17 protein-coding genes are annotated in these 18,979 nt (G+C 62.6%); 9 read left to right on the forward strand and 8 right to left on the reverse strand.

What is annotated here, in order from left to right; translation table 11 throughout:
- Nucleotides 1-61: 61 nt before the first annotated feature.
- Complete coding sequence (locus FHT75_RS08555; RefSeq protein ID WP_063476613.1) at nucleotides 62-1,063, forward strand: NAD(P)H-quinone oxidoreductase; 1,002 nt, start codon at nucleotides 62-64, stop codon at nucleotides 1,061-1,063.
- A 56-nt stretch (nucleotides 1,064-1,119) separates the two neighbouring features.
- Here FHT75_RS08555 and FHT75_RS08560 read toward each other — a convergent pair whose 3' ends face one another.
- Nucleotides 1,120-2,547: an MFS transporter gene (locus FHT75_RS08560; RefSeq protein ID WP_097542752.1), complete on the reverse strand. Its 1,428-nt coding sequence runs from the start codon at nucleotides 2,545-2,547 to the stop codon at nucleotides 1,120-1,122.
- 103 nt (nucleotides 2,548-2,650) lie between these two features.
- Between FHT75_RS08560 and FHT75_RS08565 the strand changes: the two genes are divergently transcribed.
- Complete coding sequence (locus FHT75_RS08565; protein WP_047614181.1) at nucleotides 2,651-3,274, forward strand: helix-turn-helix transcriptional regulator; 624 nt, start codon at nucleotides 2,651-2,653, stop codon at nucleotides 3,272-3,274.
- A 25-nt stretch (nucleotides 3,275-3,299) separates the two neighbouring features.
- Here the strand turns inward: FHT75_RS08565 and FHT75_RS08570 are convergent, their stop codons facing one another.
- Complete coding sequence (locus FHT75_RS08570) at nucleotides 3,300-4,511, reverse strand: MFS transporter (protein WP_063476615.1); 1,212 nt, start codon at nucleotides 4,509-4,511, stop codon at nucleotides 3,300-3,302.
- A gap of 649 nt (nucleotides 4,512-5,160) precedes the next feature.
- Between FHT75_RS08570 and FHT75_RS08575 the strand changes: the two genes are divergently transcribed.
- The gene (locus tag FHT75_RS08575; protein WP_063476616.1) at nucleotides 5,161-6,168 is read left to right on the forward strand and encodes an asparaginase; all 1,008 of its coding nucleotides are present in this window, start codon (nucleotides 5,161-5,163) and stop codon (nucleotides 6,166-6,168) included.
- Between the two features lie 129 nt (nucleotides 6,169-6,297).
- Nucleotides 6,298-7,041 (forward strand): hypothetical protein, encoded by a 744-nt coding sequence (locus FHT75_RS08580; RefSeq protein WP_063476617.1) that lies wholly within the window; start codon nucleotides 6,298-6,300, stop codon nucleotides 7,039-7,041.
- On the opposite strand, the gene FHT75_RS08585 is transcribed toward FHT75_RS08580, so the two are convergent.
- On the reverse strand, nucleotides 7,016-7,771 hold the full coding sequence (locus tag FHT75_RS08585) for a DeoR/GlpR family DNA-binding transcription regulator (RefSeq protein ID WP_048338321.1): 756 nt from the start codon (nucleotides 7,769-7,771) through the stop codon (nucleotides 7,016-7,018). The genes FHT75_RS08580 and FHT75_RS08585 overlap by 26 nt on opposite strands.
- 141 nt (nucleotides 7,772-7,912) lie before the next feature.
- On the opposite strand from FHT75_RS08585, the gene FHT75_RS08590 reads away from it, so the two are divergent.
- Both FHT75_RS08590 and FHT75_RS08595 read left to right on the forward strand, forming a co-directional pair.
- A complete protein-coding gene (locus FHT75_RS08590) occupies nucleotides 7,913-8,269 on the forward strand; it encodes an NUDIX hydrolase (protein ID WP_047614493.1) in 357 nt (118 codons plus the stop codon).
- A 356-nt stretch (nucleotides 8,270-8,625) separates the two neighbouring features.
- Nucleotides 8,626-9,246, forward strand: coding sequence for a glutathione S-transferase family protein (locus FHT75_RS08595; protein ID WP_047614494.1), 621 nt, complete (start codon nucleotides 8,626-8,628; stop codon nucleotides 9,244-9,246).
- Here the strand turns inward: FHT75_RS08595 and FHT75_RS08600 are convergent.
- Entirely contained in the window at nucleotides 9,231-9,590 is a 360-nt protein-coding gene (locus FHT75_RS08600) for an MmcQ/YjbR family DNA-binding protein (RefSeq protein ID WP_047614187.1), read from the reverse strand. The two genes, FHT75_RS08595 and FHT75_RS08600, sit on opposite strands and share 16 nt — an antisense overlap.
- 38 nt (nucleotides 9,591-9,628) lie before the next feature.
- The gene (locus FHT75_RS08605; RefSeq protein ID WP_047614189.1) at nucleotides 9,629-9,823 is read right to left on the reverse strand and encodes a hypothetical protein; all 195 of its coding nucleotides are present in this window, start codon (nucleotides 9,821-9,823) and stop codon (nucleotides 9,629-9,631) included.
- A 177-nt stretch (nucleotides 9,824-10,000) separates the two neighbouring features.
- Here FHT75_RS08605 and FHT75_RS08610 point away from each other — a divergent pair, with 177 nt between their 5' ends.
- Nucleotides 10,001-10,897: a LysR substrate-binding domain-containing protein gene (locus FHT75_RS08610; RefSeq protein ID WP_047614191.1), complete on the forward strand. Its 897-nt coding sequence runs from the start codon at nucleotides 10,001-10,003 to the stop codon at nucleotides 10,895-10,897.
- A 3-nt stretch (nucleotides 10,898-10,900) separates the two neighbouring features.
- Here the strand turns inward: FHT75_RS08610 and FHT75_RS08615 are convergent, their stop codons facing one another.
- Nucleotides 10,901-11,566 (reverse strand): glutathione S-transferase family protein, encoded by a 666-nt coding sequence (locus FHT75_RS08615; RefSeq protein WP_047614193.1) that lies wholly within the window; start codon nucleotides 11,564-11,566, stop codon nucleotides 10,901-10,903.
- A gap of 176 nt (nucleotides 11,567-11,742) precedes the next feature.
- A complete protein-coding gene (locus FHT75_RS08620) occupies nucleotides 11,743-13,110 on the reverse strand; it encodes a TIGR03808 family TAT-translocated repetitive protein (RefSeq protein WP_063476618.1) in 1,368 nt (455 codons plus the stop codon).
- 255 nt (nucleotides 13,111-13,365) lie between these two features.
- On the opposite strand from FHT75_RS08620, the gene FHT75_RS08625 reads away from it, so the two are divergent.
- Nucleotides 13,366-15,663, forward strand: coding sequence for an EAL domain-containing protein (locus FHT75_RS08625; RefSeq protein ID WP_047614196.1), 2,298 nt, complete (start codon nucleotides 13,366-13,368; stop codon nucleotides 15,661-15,663).
- A gap of 16 nt (nucleotides 15,664-15,679) precedes the next feature.
- Here the strand turns inward: FHT75_RS08625 and FHT75_RS08630 are convergent, their stop codons facing one another.
- The gene (locus FHT75_RS08630) at nucleotides 15,680-16,402 is read right to left on the reverse strand and encodes a helix-turn-helix transcriptional regulator (RefSeq protein WP_047614496.1); all 723 of its coding nucleotides are present in this window, start codon (nucleotides 16,400-16,402) and stop codon (nucleotides 15,680-15,682) included.
- Nucleotides 16,403-17,067: 665 nt separating this feature from the next.
- Here FHT75_RS08630 and FHT75_RS08635 point away from each other — a divergent pair.
- Nucleotides 17,068-18,936: a diguanylate cyclase gene (locus FHT75_RS08635; protein ID WP_063476620.1), complete on the forward strand. Its 1,869-nt coding sequence runs from the start codon at nucleotides 17,068-17,070 to the stop codon at nucleotides 18,934-18,936.
- Nucleotides 18,937-18,979 lie beyond the last annotated feature (43 nt).

Here is an 18,979-nt window from a genome sequence, read left to right on the forward strand (position 1 = left end):
AGCCTTCCCAAGCCTCCGGGGCTGATCTATTCCGAACATTCGGGATCAGGAGGGCCGCGACATGTCACTGCCTCAGGAAATGCACTTCGTCGATCTGCCGTCCTTCGGCGGGCCGGAGGTGATGGTGATCGGCAAACGCCCGCTGCCGGTGCCTGGTGAAGGTGAGATTCTCGTGCGCGCCGAGGCCATCGGCGTAAACCGTCCGGATATCGCCCAGCGCCAGGGCAGCTATCCCCCGCCCAAGGGTGCGAGCCCGATCCTCGGCCTGGAACTTGCCGGCGAAATCGTCGCGATCGGCCCAGGCGTCACCGGCTACGCCGTGGGCGACAAGGTCTGCGGCCTTGCCAATGGCGGCGCTTACGCCGAATATTGCCTGCTGCCGGCAGGCCAGATCCTGCCCTTTCCCAAAGGCTATGACGCGGTCAAGGCGGCGGCTCTTCCCGAGACCTTCTTCACCGTCTGGGCCAATCTCTTCCAGATGGCCGGGCTGACGGAAGGCGAGAGCGTGCTGATCCATGGCGGCACGAGCGGCATCGGCACCACGGCGATCCAGCTTGCCCGCGCCTTCGGCGCCGAAGTCTACGCGACGGCAGGTTCGAAGGAGAAATGCGAGGCCTGCGAAAGGCTCGGCGCCAAACGCGCGATCAACTACCGGACCGAGGATTTCGCCGCGGTCATCAAGGCCGAGACCGGTGAGGGCGTCGACATCATCCTCGACATGATCGGTGCAGCCTATTTCGAGCGCAACCTCGCCTCGCTCGCCAGGGACGGTTGCCTGTCGATCATCGCCTTCCTCGGCGGTGCGATCGCCGAAAAGGTCAATCTCTCGCCGATCATGGTCAAGCGCCTGACGGTCACCGGTTCCACCATGCGCCCGCGCACGGCGGAGGAAAAACGCGCCATCCGCGACGATCTGCTCTCGGAGGTCTGGCCGCTGCTCGAAGCCGGCACCGTCGCCCCGGTCATCCACAAGGTCTTCGCCTTCGAAGAGGTCGTGGAGGCGCACCGCCTGATGGAGGACGGCAACCATATCGGCAAGATCGTGCTCACCGTCCGAGGTTAGTGGACAAGGCACAGCGTTCAATTGTGAAAAGGCGCCCCGAACCCGAGGCGCCTCTTTCAATTCCGGCGGTCTCTCAGCGTCATCGCCGCCGCAATCGCGACGATGCCGGGCAGCGCCATCAGCAGATAGAGCCAGTGGGCCGCCGAGATGCTGCCGGCAATACCGCCCGGATCGACGAGGCCGGCGCCATTGGCAATGACCCCTGAGAAGGCCGCGCCGAAAGCCCCGCCGAGCGAACTCATCGTCGGGATCGCCGAAGAGGCCTTGTCCTGCTCATTGTCGGCAACGAGCCTCAGGACCATGGCGACGAGATGCGCCCAGCCGAGACCGATGCCGAAGCCCATCATGAACATGCCGATTGCCGCCGGCACGATGAGGAGCAGGTGCCCTTCCGGATTGTCGCTGCCGAGGAAGACGGCGAGCAACGCGGTCGCCGCCGCCTCGATGAGAGCGCCGATGACGATCGCCGCATGGGCTCGGCCGCCGGTTAGCGAGCCGCTGAGGAAGGCCGCGAATGTCCAGCCGAGGGCGACCAGCGCCACCAGATAACCCGATAGGAGTGGCGTCACCCCATGCAGCGTCTGCAGGAAATAGGGAATGAAGACGTCGCTGACCAGCACGACGGTCAGGGCGAACATCGTCAGATAGACCCGTGCAATCGGCCGGGACAGGCTGACGGCGCCGGAGGGCAGCAACCGGTTCGCGCTTCGCCTCTCGATGAGAAACATGCCGGCGACGGCGGCGACCGCGGCGGCAATCAGCGTCGCTTTTGCGCCCGTCGTCTCGATCGCGCCGGCGGCGCTGACCATCAGCACGGCCGCCAGCAGCAGCCCGATCTGCGCAACCGGCGTTTTCGTCTGCTCGCGATCGTCCTCGACTTCGGGCAACAGCCGCGGCGCCAGCGCCGCCATCAGCAGGCCGAGCGGCACGAGCACGATGAAGGCGTAGCGCCAGTGGCTGCCGGACGAAAAGAAACCGCCGAGCGTCGGCCCGATGACGGTCGCCACACCCCAGATCGCCGCATAGAGCGTCGAGGCCTTCGGCCAGAGCGGCTCGGGATAGACGAAGCGGATGAAGGCATAGCCGAGCGCGGCCAGTGCCCCGGTTCCCAGACCCTGGACGGCGCGTCCGATCAGCACCACCGGCATCGAGGGGGCGGCTGCGGCAATCAGGCTGCCGACGCCGAAGACCAGTGCTGCGATCACATAGACGGTGCGAAGCCCGATCCCTCGCGGCCGCATGGCGACGAAGATCGAGCCAAGCACGGCAGCCGCCACGAACAGGCTGGTGACCCAGGAAAACAGCGCGAGCCCGCCGATATCGCGCACGATCGAAGGCGCGATCGTCGCCATGATGTAACTCTCGACGGCATAAAGCATCACGCCGCCGGCCAGCATCAGCGTTGCCGGCAGGTGCTCGGGCAGGAACAGGCGAAAGACGGAGCCGGGATTCGGGAGGGCTGCGGTCTGGTCGATATTCGACATGGGAGAATCCCCGAGATTTTGACTGGCGAAGGATTATTTTCCAAGTTATAAATTGGAAAATTGCATGCTGTCTCGAATTAAACAAGACTTGACTTGGAAAAATATGCGCCAGTCCCCTGCCAACCGCATTCTGATCCTGATCAAAACCGACGGCCCGCAGCTCGCCGCCGCGATCGGCGATGCGCTCGGCATCTCAGGCGAGGCCGCCCGCCAGCAGCTTTCGAAGATGGCGGAGGAGGGGCTGGTGGAACCGGTCACAACAGCCGCCACCGGCAGGGGCCGGCCGCGCCAGCTCTGGCAGCTCACAGCCGCCGGCAACCGCCAGTTTCCCGATGGCCACGCCGAATTGACGGCAAACCTGCTCGGCACGCTGGTCGAACAGCTCGGACCCGCAGCCCTCGATACCGTCATCTCCGCCCGCGAGGCCGAGACGCTGCAGCGCTATCGGAAAGAGCTGGAGACTGCCGGCGACCTTGCTGCCCGCGTCGAGGGGCTTGCCGGCATCCGCACCCGCGAAGGCTATATGGCCGATCATTGGCAGGAGGCGGACGGCGCCTACATGCTGGTCGAAAACCATTGCCCGATCTGCGCCGCCGCCACCGCCTGCGCCGGCTTCTGCCGCTCCGAACTCGAAACCTTCCGCACCGTCCTTGGCGCCGATGTCGAGCGCAGCGAACACATCCTCCTCGGCGCCCGCCGCTGCGCCTATCGCATCACGCCGCGTTGAGGCGGATTGTTCGGAACGTCGCACTTCATGCCGGCTGCCGCGCCTGACGCTTGCTGCTTTCGAGATAGAGCAGGGCGCCGATCGACGCCAGACCCGCGACCGCACCGACGAAAGCGGTGCCGGAATAATCGGTGATCGCGGTGCCGAAGGCGAAGAGGCCGGCGCTGATGCCAACCCCGATGAAGGTGTTCAGCGAGATCAGCGAGCTTCCGAGCCCCGGCCGATCGGCGATCAGGTCCTGCAGATAGGTGATCGGCACGCTGAGGATCGCTGCCACCCCGCAGGCATTGACCAGCAGCAGCGCATAGATGTGCCAGCGCGCGGACGCAAAGCCGAGCAGCGAGAGATAGACGCAGTAGATCAGCGCGCCGAAGGCGAGCACGTGCACGGTCCGGAAGCGGCGCTGCGCCAAACCCCACATCACCATGAACGGCATTTCGAGAAAGGCCGTCAGCCCGGCCATGAAGCCGACATCGACCACGGTGCCGCCGGCCGCATGGGTGATGATCAGCGGCGAGAGCATGCCGTTCAGCCGCTGCAGCCCGAACAGCATCGACATGACGATGACCCGCGACAGCACATAAGGCTCAAAGATCCGCTTCAGCGACGCAAGGAAGCCGACATGATCGGGGGCAGGGCCGGCGGCACCATTTCCGGGCGCGAAGAAGAAATACAGGCAGAAGCAGGTGCAGCTTGCCAGCGCCGCGATCCCATAGGCCGGCGTCATCGACGGCGAACTGACGAGAGCAAGGCCGATCATCCCCGGCGCCAGCGCCCATGAGCCGGAATAGAGTGCCCGCACCGTCGCGGTGATCGCCGCACCCTGGCCGCGCTCCATCTGGTTGGTCCTGGCGCGCAGGCTGGCAAACAGCAGCGAATAGGTGGAGTTGCTCATCGGCACCAGCAACAGCGTGGAGAAGATGAAGACTGCGGGACTGTGGATGATCGCGATCGACCCGAAGCCGAGCATGCCGGCGACGGAAAGCCCCAGCACCAGCGGCCGCCGCTCTTTCAGCCTGTCCGACCAGATGCCGAGCGTCAGGCTCGTCGTGACGTTGACGATCGCCGAGAAGAACACCAGCGCCGAATAGGCGCCGTTGCTCAAGCCCAGTTCATTGATCCCGATGATCGACTGGTAGGGCACGGTCGAGGCATAGGTGAAGGCGAGCGCGACGAGCGTCACCGTCGGGATGCGGATCCTGCTGTCACGAAGAATCAAGGAAAAACTAGAGGGCATGGCGCGGTTCCTGATGCACCACTCTTAGCTGCATCGGACCTATCAGAGAAACGATAGTTTTCGATCCTCTCCGTCAACTTTTGTGATGGATGTCCGCACGATGTGATCGCCGTCCAAGCCCGCAACAGGGCTGAACGCCTATTTTAGAATTTCGCGAGCAGATTGGAGAGCCAGAAGTCGATTTGCCCGAATGGAAGAACATTTCCCAAAAATCCGACCAGAGTTGATGTGATGATTATCAATGCCAGCCCTAGAAGGACTCCAAGGGTGATTCCAACGCTCGTCTTTGCGGGCCGGCGCGCCAGCCAACACGCCAAGCTCAGAGAGACAATCGTGAAAAGTGCCAGCAATGTGGACTCGGTGATAGATATGCCCGATTGCAAAAACAATTCCTCGGATTGTGAAAACTGGATTGCAAGGCATATCGTCTCGAGGCGTCTAAACTCAAGGGATAATGGAGGTTGGGGAGCGCGGCCGGCGGGAGGGCGCACTTCCGCTGCCGCGGTGACGTCCAGCCACATATAGAGCCGGCACTATCAGCAGGCATCCGCCTAGCCACCTAAACCCGGGCAAAACGTCAACCCCGTTGGCTTTCGCCGCGTGACGCGTTATGGACTGCGCAACCCAGCCAGCATCCGGATGAGAGCCTATGTCCAATCCCGTCACCGTCGAAGTCACCCGCGGCCTGCTCGTTGAAAGCCGCCATCGCGGCGCGGTGGCGGTCGTTGATGGAGACGGCAAGCTTGTCCTTTCGCTGGGCGATATCGAGGCCGCCATCTTCCCGCGCTCGTCCTGCAAGGCGATGCAGGCGCTGCCGCTGGTCGAGAGTGGTGCTGCCGATGCCTATGGCTTCGGCGACAAGGAATTGGCGCTGGCCTGCGCCTCGCATAATGGCGAGGACGCGCATGTGGCGCTGGCCGCTTCGATGCTGTCGCGGGCCGGTCGCGATGCCGAGGCGCTGGAATGCGGCGCCCATTGGTCGATGAGTCAGAAGGTCCTGATCCATCAGGCCCGCACGCTCGATGCGCCGACCGCGCTGCACAACAATTGCTCGGGAAAACATGCGGGCTTTATCTGCGCCTGCTGCCATCAGGATATCGATCCGAAGGGCTATGTCGGCTACCAGCACCCGCTACAGGTCGAAATCCGCGCGGCGATGGAAAGCCTGACCGGCGCCGTGCTCGGAGCGGAAAGCTGCGGCACCGATGGCTGCTCCATTCCGACCTATGCCGTGCCGCTTCGCAGTCTCGCCCACGGTTTTGCCAAAATGGCGACCGGCACCGGCCTGGAACCTCTACGCGCCAAGGCGTCCCGCCGGCTGATCGAAGCCTGCATGGCCGAGCCCTTCTATGTCGCCGGTTCCGGCCGCGCCTGCACGGAATTGATGCAGATCGCCCCCGGCCGCATCTTCGTCAAAACCGGCGCCGAGGGTGTCTTCTGTGCGGCGATCCCGGAAAAGGGCATCGCCATCGCGCTCAAATGCGAGGACGGCACGACCCGTGCTGCCGAAGCCATGGTGGCGGCGACGCTTGCCCGTTTCTTCGAGACGGAGGGCGAGGTGCATGCGGGCCTGATGGCCCATGCCGCATTGCCGATGCGCAATTGGAACGGCATCCATGTCGGCGATGTCAGGGTCACCTCCGCCTTGGCCGGATGAGCGTGGCTCTGCATATATAAGTTATTAGAAAAATAAGAATTACCTAATATAAAAGGGTACGTCCCGCGATCGCGGATGCACCCCTTCGCGGCGGCGTGAGCACAGTCCTGGAAGCCATGAGGGCAGGGCATGTTTGCAGGCCGCTATCTCTGGTGGATGCTGATGGGGATCGGCATCTTCCTATTCGCCGCTCTGAGCCTCGATTATATCACCTGGCTCACCATCCAGCTGTCCGGCTGCGGAGAAATGGCCGGCGCCTGCCAGCCGACCCTCCGGCTGATATCGGGCGTGCTCAAACCCGCCTGCATCTGGACCGCGATCGCCGTGCTCTTCGTCGCCACGCTGCTGCGTCTTCACAGGCTCTCGCTCATCTGGTTCTGGGGGCCTGTTGTCACCGTCTGGTTCGTCGCCTCCACGCCGATCCTTCTCTTCCTGGCCGCGGATGCGGCGGCTCTGACGCAGCCCGCCACCCTCGCCGCACTGCCCGTCGCCTTCCTGTTCCTGGCGGCTTTCGTCGCCTATCTCACGCTTGTGCTCGAGGATGGTGACACGCTGCCGCTTGCCGCCTCGGTGCCGTTGCGCCGCACAATCCGCCTGACGGCGGTCTACGGCGCGCTTGCTGGCGCAGCCTTCATGTCGGAGCTGTCGCGGATCGCCGGGACACTGCTCGACATGCCGGCGCTTGCCGTCGTCATCGCGCTCGCGCAGCCATATCTGCAGACGGTGCTCACCCTTGGAACCGGCAGCATGGCGCCGCCCTATGCCGTGCTGGCGGCCTTCATCGCGGCTCTTGCCGCCAGCCTGCTGCCGCACGCCACGGCGCGGCAACAACCCTCGCGCAGGGCCATCATGCTGCGGCGATCGCGCCGTTGAGATCGCGATAGGGTTTCAGCCGCTCTGCCGTCATCTCCATCGGCACGATCAGCCCTGCCACCTCGGAAATGCCGAGCACCGGGCAGGGCGAGACGAGGTCGAACTTCTCCTCGGTCAGCAGCACATGGGTTTCGGCCGCGCAGTGGGCGATATGCCGCTTGATCGCCGCTTCCTCGAAATCGCCGGTGGAAAGCCCGTGCACGGGATGGGCGGCGGTGACGCCGAGGAAGAACAGATCGGGGCGCAGCTGCGAGATTGCCGCCATCGCCGCCGCGCCGGTCGCCACCATCGAATGTTTGTAGAGCCGTCCGCCGGTGAGGATCACCTCGGCTGTGGGGTGGTGCTCCAGTTCGGCGGCGATGGTCGGGCTGTGGGTCGCCACCGTCAGCGGCATGTCGCGGGGCAAGTGCCTGGCGATCTCCGCCGTCGTCGTGCCGCCGTCGAGGAAGATCATCTGTCCCGGCCTGACCATCGCTGCCGCCGCGGCCCCCAGCCGCGCCTTGATCTGCGACGAGACGCTGCGCCGGGCGGTGAAATCAGGCAGGTCGGGCGCCAGCGGCATCGCCCCGCCGTGCACCCGTTTCAACAGCCCCTCCGCCGCCATTTCCCGGAGATCGCGGCGGATCGTGTCCTCCGAAAGCGCGAAATCCTCGGCGACACGCTTGGCGATCACCTGTCCGTCACGGCGCAGGATATCGAGAATGAGGGTCTTGCGTTGCGTCGTCAGCATCGGCTCTCTGCACGAAGTTAAACATAATCACCCGATATTGCACGAAGTGACTCGACATTCAAGAAATATCGTGCATTTTCACGACATCCCGTGCATGAGGCCGGGAGTGCTCCCGCAGAAGCGGGGCGAATGGAGTGGATCATGTTGATTTTGATTGCCGGGCCTTACCGGTCCGGAACGGGCGACGACCCGGAGAAGATGGCCGCCAACCTGAAGCGACTGGAAGAACCCTCGCACGCACTGTTTGCAGCCGGCCACGTGCCGATGATCGGCGAATGGGTGGCCCTGCCGATCTGGCACGCTGCCGGCGGCCGCTCGGTCGGCGACGCGCTCTACGAAGAAATCTTCCACCCGGTCGCCGGCCGGCTGCTGCAGCTCTGCGAGGGCGTGCTGCGCCTGCCGGGCGATTCCAAGGGGGCTGATAACGACGTGCGCATCGCCAGGGAGCGCGGCATCCCCGTCTGGCACCGGCTGGAGGATGTGCCGGGCTGCGGGTGAGGGTGGGCCTGGCTGCGTTAGCTGACAAGGCGAGTTGACGTGCAGGATCTGCCCCTCACCCTAACCTTACCGGGGTCGAGCCACTCGTCTCGCCCCATCCTTCGGACCCCCGTAAAAACGGGGCGAGGGGACGTGCCCTGCGAGAGGTGAGTGAGGAACCGCGAGGTTGCGGCTATCCCCCTTCGCCCCGCCCGCGGGGAGAAGGTGGCGGCAGCCGGATGAGGGGCGCGGCACGGCACACCGATCATGCCCTCACACTCGCACCCACCCTTGTCCCGATGGAGGATCAAAACCCAATCCCCCAGTTCCGGCGCACCCACCGCTACGCTATAACCCTCGCCGAAAGGGAGTCGAACATGCTGACACTGTATTACGCGCCGGGAACCTGTGCGCTCGCAAGCCTTATTGCCCTGGAAGAATCCGGCCTGGCCTTCGACGTAAAGAAGATCAGCCTGCGCGATGGCGAGCAGCGTTCGCCGGACTATTTGAAGATCAACCCGAAGGGCCGTGTGCCGGCACTTGTCACCGATCGCGGCGTGCTGACGGAAACGCCGGCGATCCTGGCTTATATCGCCCAGAGCGCCCCGGCCGCCAAGCTGGCGCCGCTTGGCGATGTCTTCGAATTGGCCAGGCTCCAGTCCTTCAACAGCTATATCTGCTCGACCGTGCATGTGAACCATGCCCATCGCCCGCGCGGCTCCCGCTGGGCCGACGAGCCGGCCGCCATCGAAGCGATGAAAGCGAAAGTGCCGCAAAACATGGCCGATTGCTTCACACTGATCGAGCAGACGATGTTCGAAGGCCCATGGGTGATGGGCGAGGCCTATTCGATCGCCGATCCCTATCTTTTCGTCATGACCGACTGGCTGCCGTCCGACGGCGTCGATCCCACCCGCTTCGAAAAGGCGAGCGACCATCACGCCCGCATGCTGCAGCGCCCCGCCGTCCAGCGGGCGCTGGCCTACGATCGGGCCTGATAGCGGGCAGCAAGCTTCTTCGGCACCCGGAACAGCCAGGCGCCGATCAGCCGCAACCGCAATTCCGCGTCGCCGATCATGGCGGCGCGCACCGGCAGATGCGGCCAGCCGACATAATGATCGGTTTGAAAATAGACGTCGGGCGCCATCTCCAACAAGTGGTCCTTGTCGTCGAGCGAAATCGAGATGACGATCGTCTCGGCGTTCTTCACCGCCACAAAACTCTTGCCGCCGACCTTCAGCGCCGGATTGCCATAGGAGGTGCTCTCCTCGACATCAGGCAGCCCGGCTTCCGCCGTCAGCCGCTTCAGCCGTTCGAAGATCGCATCGACATCACCGGCCATGGTTCCGCCCTTTCTGCCGGGGCGAACCTACCACGTTTTCACGCGCATTTCGCCAGCGGCGGCTTGGCCTCTTTGGGAAAGCCCGCCTGTATCCCGAGCGGCAGATCGGCAATTTCGCGCATCGACATGCGTTCGACCTCGGGATGCCGCAACGGATCGTCCTTCCAGGCCGGGACAATGTCTGCCCTTCCGACGGCAAGGGCAGGTCTCAAGAAAAACTTCAGCAATGACATGGCAGGCCTCGCTTTCTTCGGTGGCGTAGAAGGATGATCGCAAAGTGGCTTCCGCCTGCTGAACTATCTTGCCCGCCTCACGCACTGAGTTCGAATGGATTGCCTATGCTTGCAATGTCGGCCTCTCCAGGCAGAATTTCAATTGAGATTAAAGCGGAGCCGTTATAGAAAAACTATATGAAGAATCTGAATACCGTCCATCTCAACGGACTGCGGGCGCTGGAAACCGTCGGCCGTCTCGGCTCGCTCCAGGCCGCCGCCGAGGAGCTCGGCGTCTCGGTCGGCGCCGTCAGCCAGCAGGTCATCAAAGCCGAAGCCCAGCTCGGCCAGGTGATCTTCGAGCGCACCGCCCGGGGAATGATCGTCACCGAAGCCGGCCGACCGGTTCTCCTGGCGCTGGATGAGGGGTTCGCCCGGCTTTCGGCGGCGGTGTCGATCGCAAACCGCAAGGACGATACCATCCTGACCATATCGGTGGCGCCGGTTTTCGCCGCCCGCTGGCTGGTCTGCCGGCTCGATCGCTTCGCCGAGCGCCACCCAGACATCAAGCTGCGGCTGGATGCGACCACCAACCTCGTCAGCCCGGCGCTTTGCGACGTCGATATCGGCATCCGCGTCGGCAACGGCAAATGGCCTGACGTGAAGGCCGAACTGCTCCTGGAGCAGGAGGTCTTTCCCGTCTGTTCGCCCGAGATGGCGGCGAAATTGAAAGAGCCCGCCGATATCCTCGAACTGCCCGCCATCATCGATGGCCACGCCATGTTCACCTGGGAGGTCTGGATGCGTGAGGCCGGGCTATCGGGTGCGACGCTTTCGACCCGCCACGTTTTCAACGATGCCTCGCTCTGCCTCGATGCGGCGATCGCCGGCCAGGGCGTCATGCTTGCCTGGCAGACCCTGGCCGCCTTCGCGCTTGCCGAAGGCCGGCTCGCCGCCCCCTTCGGCATTCGCGCGCCGACCGGCTTCGGCCACTATTTCGTCACGGCCGAAGGTACACGCGAGCCGAAGAAGGTCAAGGATTTCAAGGCCTGGATCCGCGAGGAAATGGCCGGCACACTGGCTCTCTTCCGGTAGTCCTCACACCTCGATCGGCTCTTTGCCGCGGGTCGCCTGCATCGCCTTGTAGGCCGGGCGGCATTGGCAGCGCTCGATCCAGGCTTTGATATTCGGATGTGCCTGGAACAGCGCCTCCTCGCTCTGGGCGTAGCGCAGCACTTCGGCGAGGTTGAGGTCGGCGACGGTGAAGCGGTCGCCGACGATCCATGGCCGGCCGGCAAGATGGCCTTCGAGAACTTTTAGCGGCCTGCGCAGCGAGCGGCAGGCGACGGCGATCGTCTCTTTGCCGCCTTCGCTGTTTTCAAGCCCATTATCATAGGTGAGCACGATCCGCACCGTATGCGGCTCGACCTCTGCCGCCGCCCAGACCGTCCACATCGTCAACAATCCGTCTTCTTCGACGGTTTGACCGGAAAGCGGCCCGCCGTTTTTGCGGCCGAGGTAGAGATTGATCGCCAGCGACTCGTGCATGACGAGATCGCCGTCCCGAATGCTGGGGATCTGCCCCATCGGATTGACGGCGATGAATTCAGGCGAACGCGTGTTGAGCGGCGCATCCTCCGCCAGCGGATCTGCAAGCCGCCTTGCCTGCAGCACTGGCACCGAGCGGAATTCGAGCCCAAGCTCCTCCGCCATCCAATAGACGCGGGAAGCGCGCGACCGATAGACCCCGTAGATTGTCAGCATGAACGTATCCCCTCGATATTGTCCGCGGGACCGTAAATGCCGGATCGGCGTGGGAAAAGTCCCTGTGGCTGATGGGATGATGAAAGCTTTTGATGGCCTCGGCAACTCCAGCAAACGTGTATAGCGGTTTTGCCAGGTAAAGCGCGAAGCGCTTTTGCTTGGAATTGTCTAAACGGTCACGAGACGCGGTTGCGCTCGATGGTCAGTTGCGCATAAGGCGAGCCGCCGCCTGCCATCTCGGCGGAGACTTTCTTCTCCCACTGGAAGCCTAAAACTGCGCCTTCTGTGGTCTCCTGGAAGATGTTGTCGGTGATGACGGCGGTGCCGGCGCCGTCGGCCACCGAGACGGCGCATCCCACGGGTGCCTTGCGCACCACATTGCCTGTGACAACGACGTTGCGCAGATACGGACCCCAGCCGATCTGCAGACCCCAGCGCGGCGCGCCCTCGATCACATTGCCGGAAATCAGCGTATCGGCCTCCGCCGCGATGCCGATGCCGAAACCGACCTCGTGGGTGTAGGGACCCTTCAGCGTCAGGTTGCGCACGACATTGCCGGTGACGCTCGCCAGCCGGCCGCCTTCGTCGAAATTGGCGATCGAAATGCCGTTTGCCGCACCGTCGATCATATTGGCGGAAACCACGGCGCCCTCGAAGGCGAATTCGACATAGATCGCCGTCTCGCCGGAGCGCCGGCACTGGTTGCTGTTGATCTGGATGTTCGAGGCAGAATTGGCGCGGATCGCCGTGAAGGCACAGTCGGAGATATGGTTATCCGTCACCATCACGCCGTCGGCACGGAAGATATTGATGCCGTTACCGTTTTCGCCGGTGCCGCCGTCATTGGCGCGGATGTTGGAGATGCGGTTGCCGGAAACGACGGTGCCGTCCTCCGCCTTCTTCCAGCGATGCACCAGGATGCCGCCATTGCCGCAATCCGAAACCGTGTTGCCGGTGACCGAAAGATTTGCCGATTCCACCGCGTAAAGCCCGGATTGGGCCGCACCCGAAATGCGGCTGCGCTCGATCCGCCCGCCGCAGCGTTCCAGTTGCAGGCCGTGTTTGCGGCTGCCGCCGATCTCGCAATTGTCGATCAGCACCTCGTCGACGCTGGTAAATTGCAGCAGCGCGCCGGCGTAATCGCCAAGCCAGCGATTGCCGCCGTCGATGACGAGATTGGAAAGCTCGATGCGGCGCACGTTTTCGGCCGAAAACAGGTGGCCTTCGCCGGTGTAGACGATCCGCGAGGCGCCGGGCACGCCAGTGATACGGGTATTGTCGGGCAGGGTGAGATTGGAGATCCGGTAGGTGCCGGGCGGAAGGAAGACCGGCACGTTCTCGCGCGCCGCCCGTTCGATCATCTGCTCAAGGTTGCGGGTCTTGCGGTCGCCGCTTTCGGGAACGGCGCGATATTCCACCGCGTCGATCGCACCGCGCAGATCGGGCTGGGCGGCGGCCGTCAGCGGCGAGGCAAGCGCGCGCGATGCCCCTCCCGCCACCGCCGAGGCAGCGAGAAAGAGAAGCATATCGCGGCGTGAAGGCATTCGGCGCACTCCTGTCATAACGCGCCCGTAGCAGGAAACGTGCCAGGTGGGCATGTATTCTTTTGGTACAAGCTTGGCAGAGGTGAGCGAAATTGCAGGTGTAGCCGCCGCCGACGGCAGGATATCGCCGCTTATATTGTCGTCTTGTTCACCCTTTCATTTAAGCAAGCCGAAGGAAATGAGGACTACTTTGAAGGGAAATTCTACGATGACAAGGGCGGGATACGGCCTTCGGCCGCGGGGGAGAATGGCGTTATGCACGAACCGAGTGCCAGGCGATGGGAATCGACCGATGCCCTGACAGCCGAAACGCGGCGCATCGTCGCCGCGACGGAGGCGATGATGGCATCGACCGCCCATCATCTTTCCGAGGGCATCGAGAACCTGCGCCTCAAGGAAATCGTCCACGAGCTTCCGGATTTCCTCTACGTCAAGGATCGTGACAGCCGCTTTGTCTTCGCCAATGCCGTCACCGCCAGCAGCCTCGGCGTGCAGAGCGCGGCGCAGATCACCGGCAAGCGCGATTTCGACCTGTTCGATTTCGAAACGGCGCGCCACCATTTCGATATCGAGCAGCAGATCATGGCGACGGGCGAAGCCCGCATCGACATGGAGGAATCCTACATCCTTCCCGGCGGCAAAAGACCGATATGCCGGCTGACCTCGAAGATACCGTTGCGCAACGATCGCGGCGAGGTCGTCGGTCTGATCGGCGTGTCCCGCGATATCACCGAGCGCAAGCTTCAGGAGGATCTCCATCGCGGCCAGGCAAAACTGCTCGAAATGATCGCCCGCAACGAGCCGTTGCCGATGATCCTCGAGGCGCTGGTGCTGATGATCGAATCGCAGCTGACGGGGATCGACGGATCGGTGCTGCTGCTCGACAGCGAGGGCACCAGGCTCTATCACGGCGCCGCTCCCAATCTGCCCGGCGGTTATAGCCGCCTGATCGACGGCGTCACGATCGGTCCCAAGGTCGGCTCCTGCGGCACCGCCGCATGGCGCGGTCAGACCGTCATCGTCGAGGACGTGATGGTCGATCCGCTGTGGGAGGATTTTCGCGCGCTGATTGCGCCGTTCGGCTTCCGCTCCTGCTGGTCGACGCCGATCGCCACCTCGCAGAACAACGTGCTCGGCACCTTTGCGCTCTATTCCAGGGAAGTCCGCCGTCCCACCGAGCATGAGATGACGCTGGTGGCGCTCGCCACCCACATCGCCGGCATCGCCATCGAGCGCAAGCGCGTCGATGACCGCATCCATTTCATGGCCCATCATGACGATCTCACCGGCCTGCCGAACCGGGCTTTCCTCAAGGAGCGGCTGGCCAATATCCTCGACCAGGCCCGGCGCAACAACCGCAAGGTGACCGTCGCCTATATCGATCTCGACAATTTCAAGGATATCAATGACGGCCGCGGCCATGCCGCCGGCGACGAGGTGCTGAAGGAGGTTGCCGCCCGCATGGCCAACAGCGTGCGGGCCTCCGATATGGTCGTGCGTCTCGGCGGCGATGAATTCCTCGTGGTGCTCGTCCACCAGTCGAGCCATGATGCCGGCATCACGCGCCGCCTTCGCGAGCTGCAGAAGGCGATCAACCGGCCGATCCGCGGTGAGGATGGCGAGCTCACCGTCACCGCCAGCATCGGCGTTGCTGCCTTCCCGTTCGATGGCGCCACCTCGCAAGAGCTTCTCGCCAATGCCGACCGCGCCATGTACCGCGCCAAGGAGCTCGGTCGCAACACATTGCAGCATCATGAGGGCGGCAGCACGCCCGTCGGAATGCCGCTTGGCGAACAGGAGGAACTGCACCAGGCAATCACCGGCGACCAGCTCTTCCTGCAATACCAGCCGCAGGTCGATGTCGCCACCGGCCGCATCACCGGGCTCGAGGCGCTGGTGCGTTGGAACCATCCGGCCAAGGGTAGGGTGCCGCCGGTCAATTTCATTCCGCTCGCCGAAGAGACCGGCCTGATCGTCCCCCTTGGCCTCTGGGTGCTGAACGAGGCCTGCCGCCAGGCGCGCCAGTGGCAGGATATGGGCCTGACGCCGCTGACGATCGCCGTCAACGTCTCGGCCAAGCAGTTCGCCGATCCGGATTTCGCCACCCATGTCGCCGAGGCGCTCGATCGCCACCGGCTGCAGTCGCGCTGGCTGGAGCTTGAGGTCACCGAAAGCGTGGTGATGCAGGATGCCGAGCGCGCGCTTGCCATGATGGAATCGCTGCGGGCGCTGGGTGTGCGCCTGTCGATCGATGATTTCGGCTCCGGCTATTCCAGCCTTGCGGCACTGAAGACCTTCCCCTTCGACCGGTTGAAGATGGACCGTTCGCTGGTCGAGGCCCTGCCGGGCGACAAGACCGCCGTCGCCATCGCCTCGGCCGTCATTTCACTGGCGCAGACGCTGAAGCTTTCGGTGCTGGCCGAAGGCGTCGAAACCGATGCCCAGATGGATTTCCTGCGCCACGCGCATTGCGAGGAGGCGCAAGGCTACCGCTTCTCCAAGCCCGTCTCTCCGGAGGAGATCCCGGCATTGCTGAAGGCGCGCAGCCTCTAATCGGCCGCCTTGATTTCTAAACGCGAATGACATTGAGCCGCAGAGCGCTGACGACGGCCTGCGTTCGCGTGGTGCATCCCAGTTTCTTGATCGCGCTGCCGATGTGATTGTTCACCGCGTTTTCGGAGAGATCGAGAAGTTTGGCAATTTCATTGCCTTTCCTGCCGCCGGCGGTCAGCCTCAGGCAGTCCAGCTCGCTCGCCGTAAACTCGATGGGCTTGTGTTTCTCGTTCAATGTCAGCTGCGAGAGCCGGTCGTAGATCAGCGTGGCGATGAACAGCAGCTTCGCCATCTCGATCATGCTGAAATTCCGCGACCCTGAAATCGACATGGCGCCGCGTCCGCCCGCGGCATCGTGGACAGGAAAATAGGCGCCTTTTTCCATGCCGTATCGGTTGAACAGCTCGATGACCGTCGACTTCTTGCCTTCGCCGCGATTGGTATTGATTGCTTCGACGTCATAGTTGAACGGGCTGGTCGATCTCAGCATCCGGCGGATGACCGGGCTGTCGATCATCAGGTTATGGGCGTCATAGAAATCCACCATCTCCGCCGGCCAATTGGTGATGATCTTCGTCGCGCCGATTTCGAGGATGTCGACGGTCGGCAGCGTCATGAACAGGAAGGCATTCATTCCAAGGTCTTGCGTGAGACCCTTCATATATTTGAACACCTCGTAATGCGTGTTGAAGCCTGCGGCGACTTCCTCGATTCGATTGAATTCGGCCTCGAGCTTCATGTCTTCTCCATCAGCCGCCGCATCCGGGCGCTTGGCGACGGCCGCCTCATTCCTCAAATCGCAATCGATACAGAGAATGATGCAGCAATTCAAAGTGTTACAGCGTCCTTTGCGCGTCCGAAAGACGTGCAAGGGACGCTGTAATGTGCCGGGCGAATCCGCTCGGATCGGATGTGGATTCTACACGGTTGGAGGACGCTGCAACATGTGGCAGCGGAAGAAAAAGACAAGGCCTCACCTGCCGGGAAAAGTACGCTTACGAGACAACGAGCCCTTAACAAATCGTAAAGGCGCTTTCTGGCTTCCGGGCACAAAAGCGGTGAAAAATCGCCAATGTCGGCATGGAAAATCCACCGCGGCAAATCTTGTATCGAACCGATACGTTCGAAACGAATGCTTATATCAGATTGATTTTATTGACACATTTCTCCTATGCCTGATTGGCTCGAAGAGCCTGTATGGGTGAATGACCGGGTTAATGGATACTTAAAGAATTTGCCGGATTTTATCTTCAGATTGCTCGTCCAGCGCAAGCTCGCAGTGGGAGCGCTGCTGGCACTCTTTGAGGGGACCGCATACCGACCGCCAATCGACGATGTCTTCCGCCAATTCGTTTTGATCGATGAAATTGTAATAAGTAACTGTAAATATTAGAGGAATATGTCGTGCCCTGGCAAGTCTTGATCGGAAATGTGGCTGCGGTTGCGCTCGTCATTTCGGTGTGGATGCACCTGCATTACAAGTTCTACCGCCTGTCGAAGGTCCAGGCAGAACTTGGTTTCGGCTTGATGATGGGCCTTGGGGCAGTCTTGTCGATGCTGCTGTCCGTCGAGGTCGACAGCGGCTATTATCTCGATCTCCGTTCGACCTTGCTGGCGGTCTCGGCAGTCTACGGCGGTCCGCTGGCGGTTCTGACGACAGCCGCCCTCACATCCGTGCAGAGGATCTCCATGGGTGGCGCCGGTGTCGAGCCGGCACTGATCTCGATCATGCTGGTATCCGTGTTTGGACTGGCGGTCCACTTGCTGTTTGGCAGGGGCTCGGCGGATGTCAAAAAGGCTCTGGCTTGTGCCGTAACGGTGGCCGCGGTCACATTGGCGATGAGCATTTTCCATCGAGGTGGCTGGTCGCATATCACGACTGTCAGCCTTGCCGTCATAGGCGTGAAATTCGCCGCGACCTTGGCCGCGGCATCCGTCATTACCTATTTCCATGCCTTTACCCTCGAGCGGGATATCTTGAAGGCCGCGCTGACCCAGGCGCCGGATTTCCACTATGTCAAAGACCGGAATAGCCGCTTCGTCGTCACCAACCTCAACGTCGCGCGAAACCACGACCGCACCAAGTCTTCGGAGATGGTCGGCCTGACGGATTTCGATCTCTATCCCAGCGAAATGGCGCAAGCGTTCTTCGATCACGAACAGGAGATCATGGCGACCGGCGAACCCATCGTCGACTTCGAGGAACCGCTCGTCCAAGAGAATGGCCGGGAACGCTGGTTCATGACGTCGAAGGTCCCGTTGCGGAACCGCCACGGCGATCTGATCGGACTTTCCGGCGTGACCCGCGATATCACCGAGAAAAAGCGCCTCATTCAGGAAGCGCTCGACAGCAAGAACGTGCTGTCCCAAGCGATGACGGAAATGTCCGATGGGCTTGCCATGTTCAATTCCGCGGGCCGGCTGGTGTTTTGCAACGATCAGTATCGTGCCGCCTTTCCCCGTTCAGCCGATGCCAGACGGCCCGGCGCTGCTATAACCGACATCCTGCAGGCCGTTATGCGCAACGGTGAGCGGATCGACGTCGGCCCGGATGCCGGCGAGGACTGGATAGAGACGGAAGCAGCCCAGCTTTTCCTGACCCATGATAGTGACATACCGATGTTCGATGGACGCTGGCTCAGGCAGCGCACCCGTTTGGCGGCCGACGGCTCCGCCCTGGTGGTGGTTTCCGACATCACCTCGATGAAGCACTCCGAGGAACGGCTGACGCAGCTCGCCATGAAGATGAAAGGGCTGGCCGACACCGACGCATTGACCGGTATTGCCAATCGCAGAGTGTTCAACGAGGCGATCTCGGAAGAGTTTGCCCGCGCCCGCCGGGCCGAATCCGCTCTCAGCCTGCTGCTGATCGATGTCGATCACTTCAAGGCCTACAACGATACCTATGGTCATCTCGAAGGAGACAACTGCCTGAGGATGATCGGCGAGGTCCTCAGGTCGATTGCCAAGCGCCCCTGCGACCTCGCGGCGCGATTTGGCGGGGAGGAGTTCGCCATCCTGCTGCCCGGCACGGACAGGGACGGCGCGGTCCGGCTTGCCAAGATGCTGCGCTCGGCATTGCATCGGCGCGCAATCCCGCACAGTGAGAGCAGCAAAACGATCGTGACGGTCAGTATCGGTGTGGCGAACATCTTGGATCGATTTGCGACGCCGGCAGAATTGGTCGCGGCCGCAGACCGGGCGCTTTACGCGGCGAAAAAGCACGGTCGCGACCGTATTGAAGCCGCTGCAGTTCAAGCAAGAGCGGCGTGAGTTCCGACACTTCGGACACGTCTCGCCCCTTTTTCTCAGCGAG

The organism is Rhizobium sp. BK112 (genome assembly GCF_014193215.1).
Taxonomy (GTDB): Bacteria; Pseudomonadota; Alphaproteobacteria; order Rhizobiales; family Rhizobiaceae; genus Rhizobium; species Rhizobium anhuiense.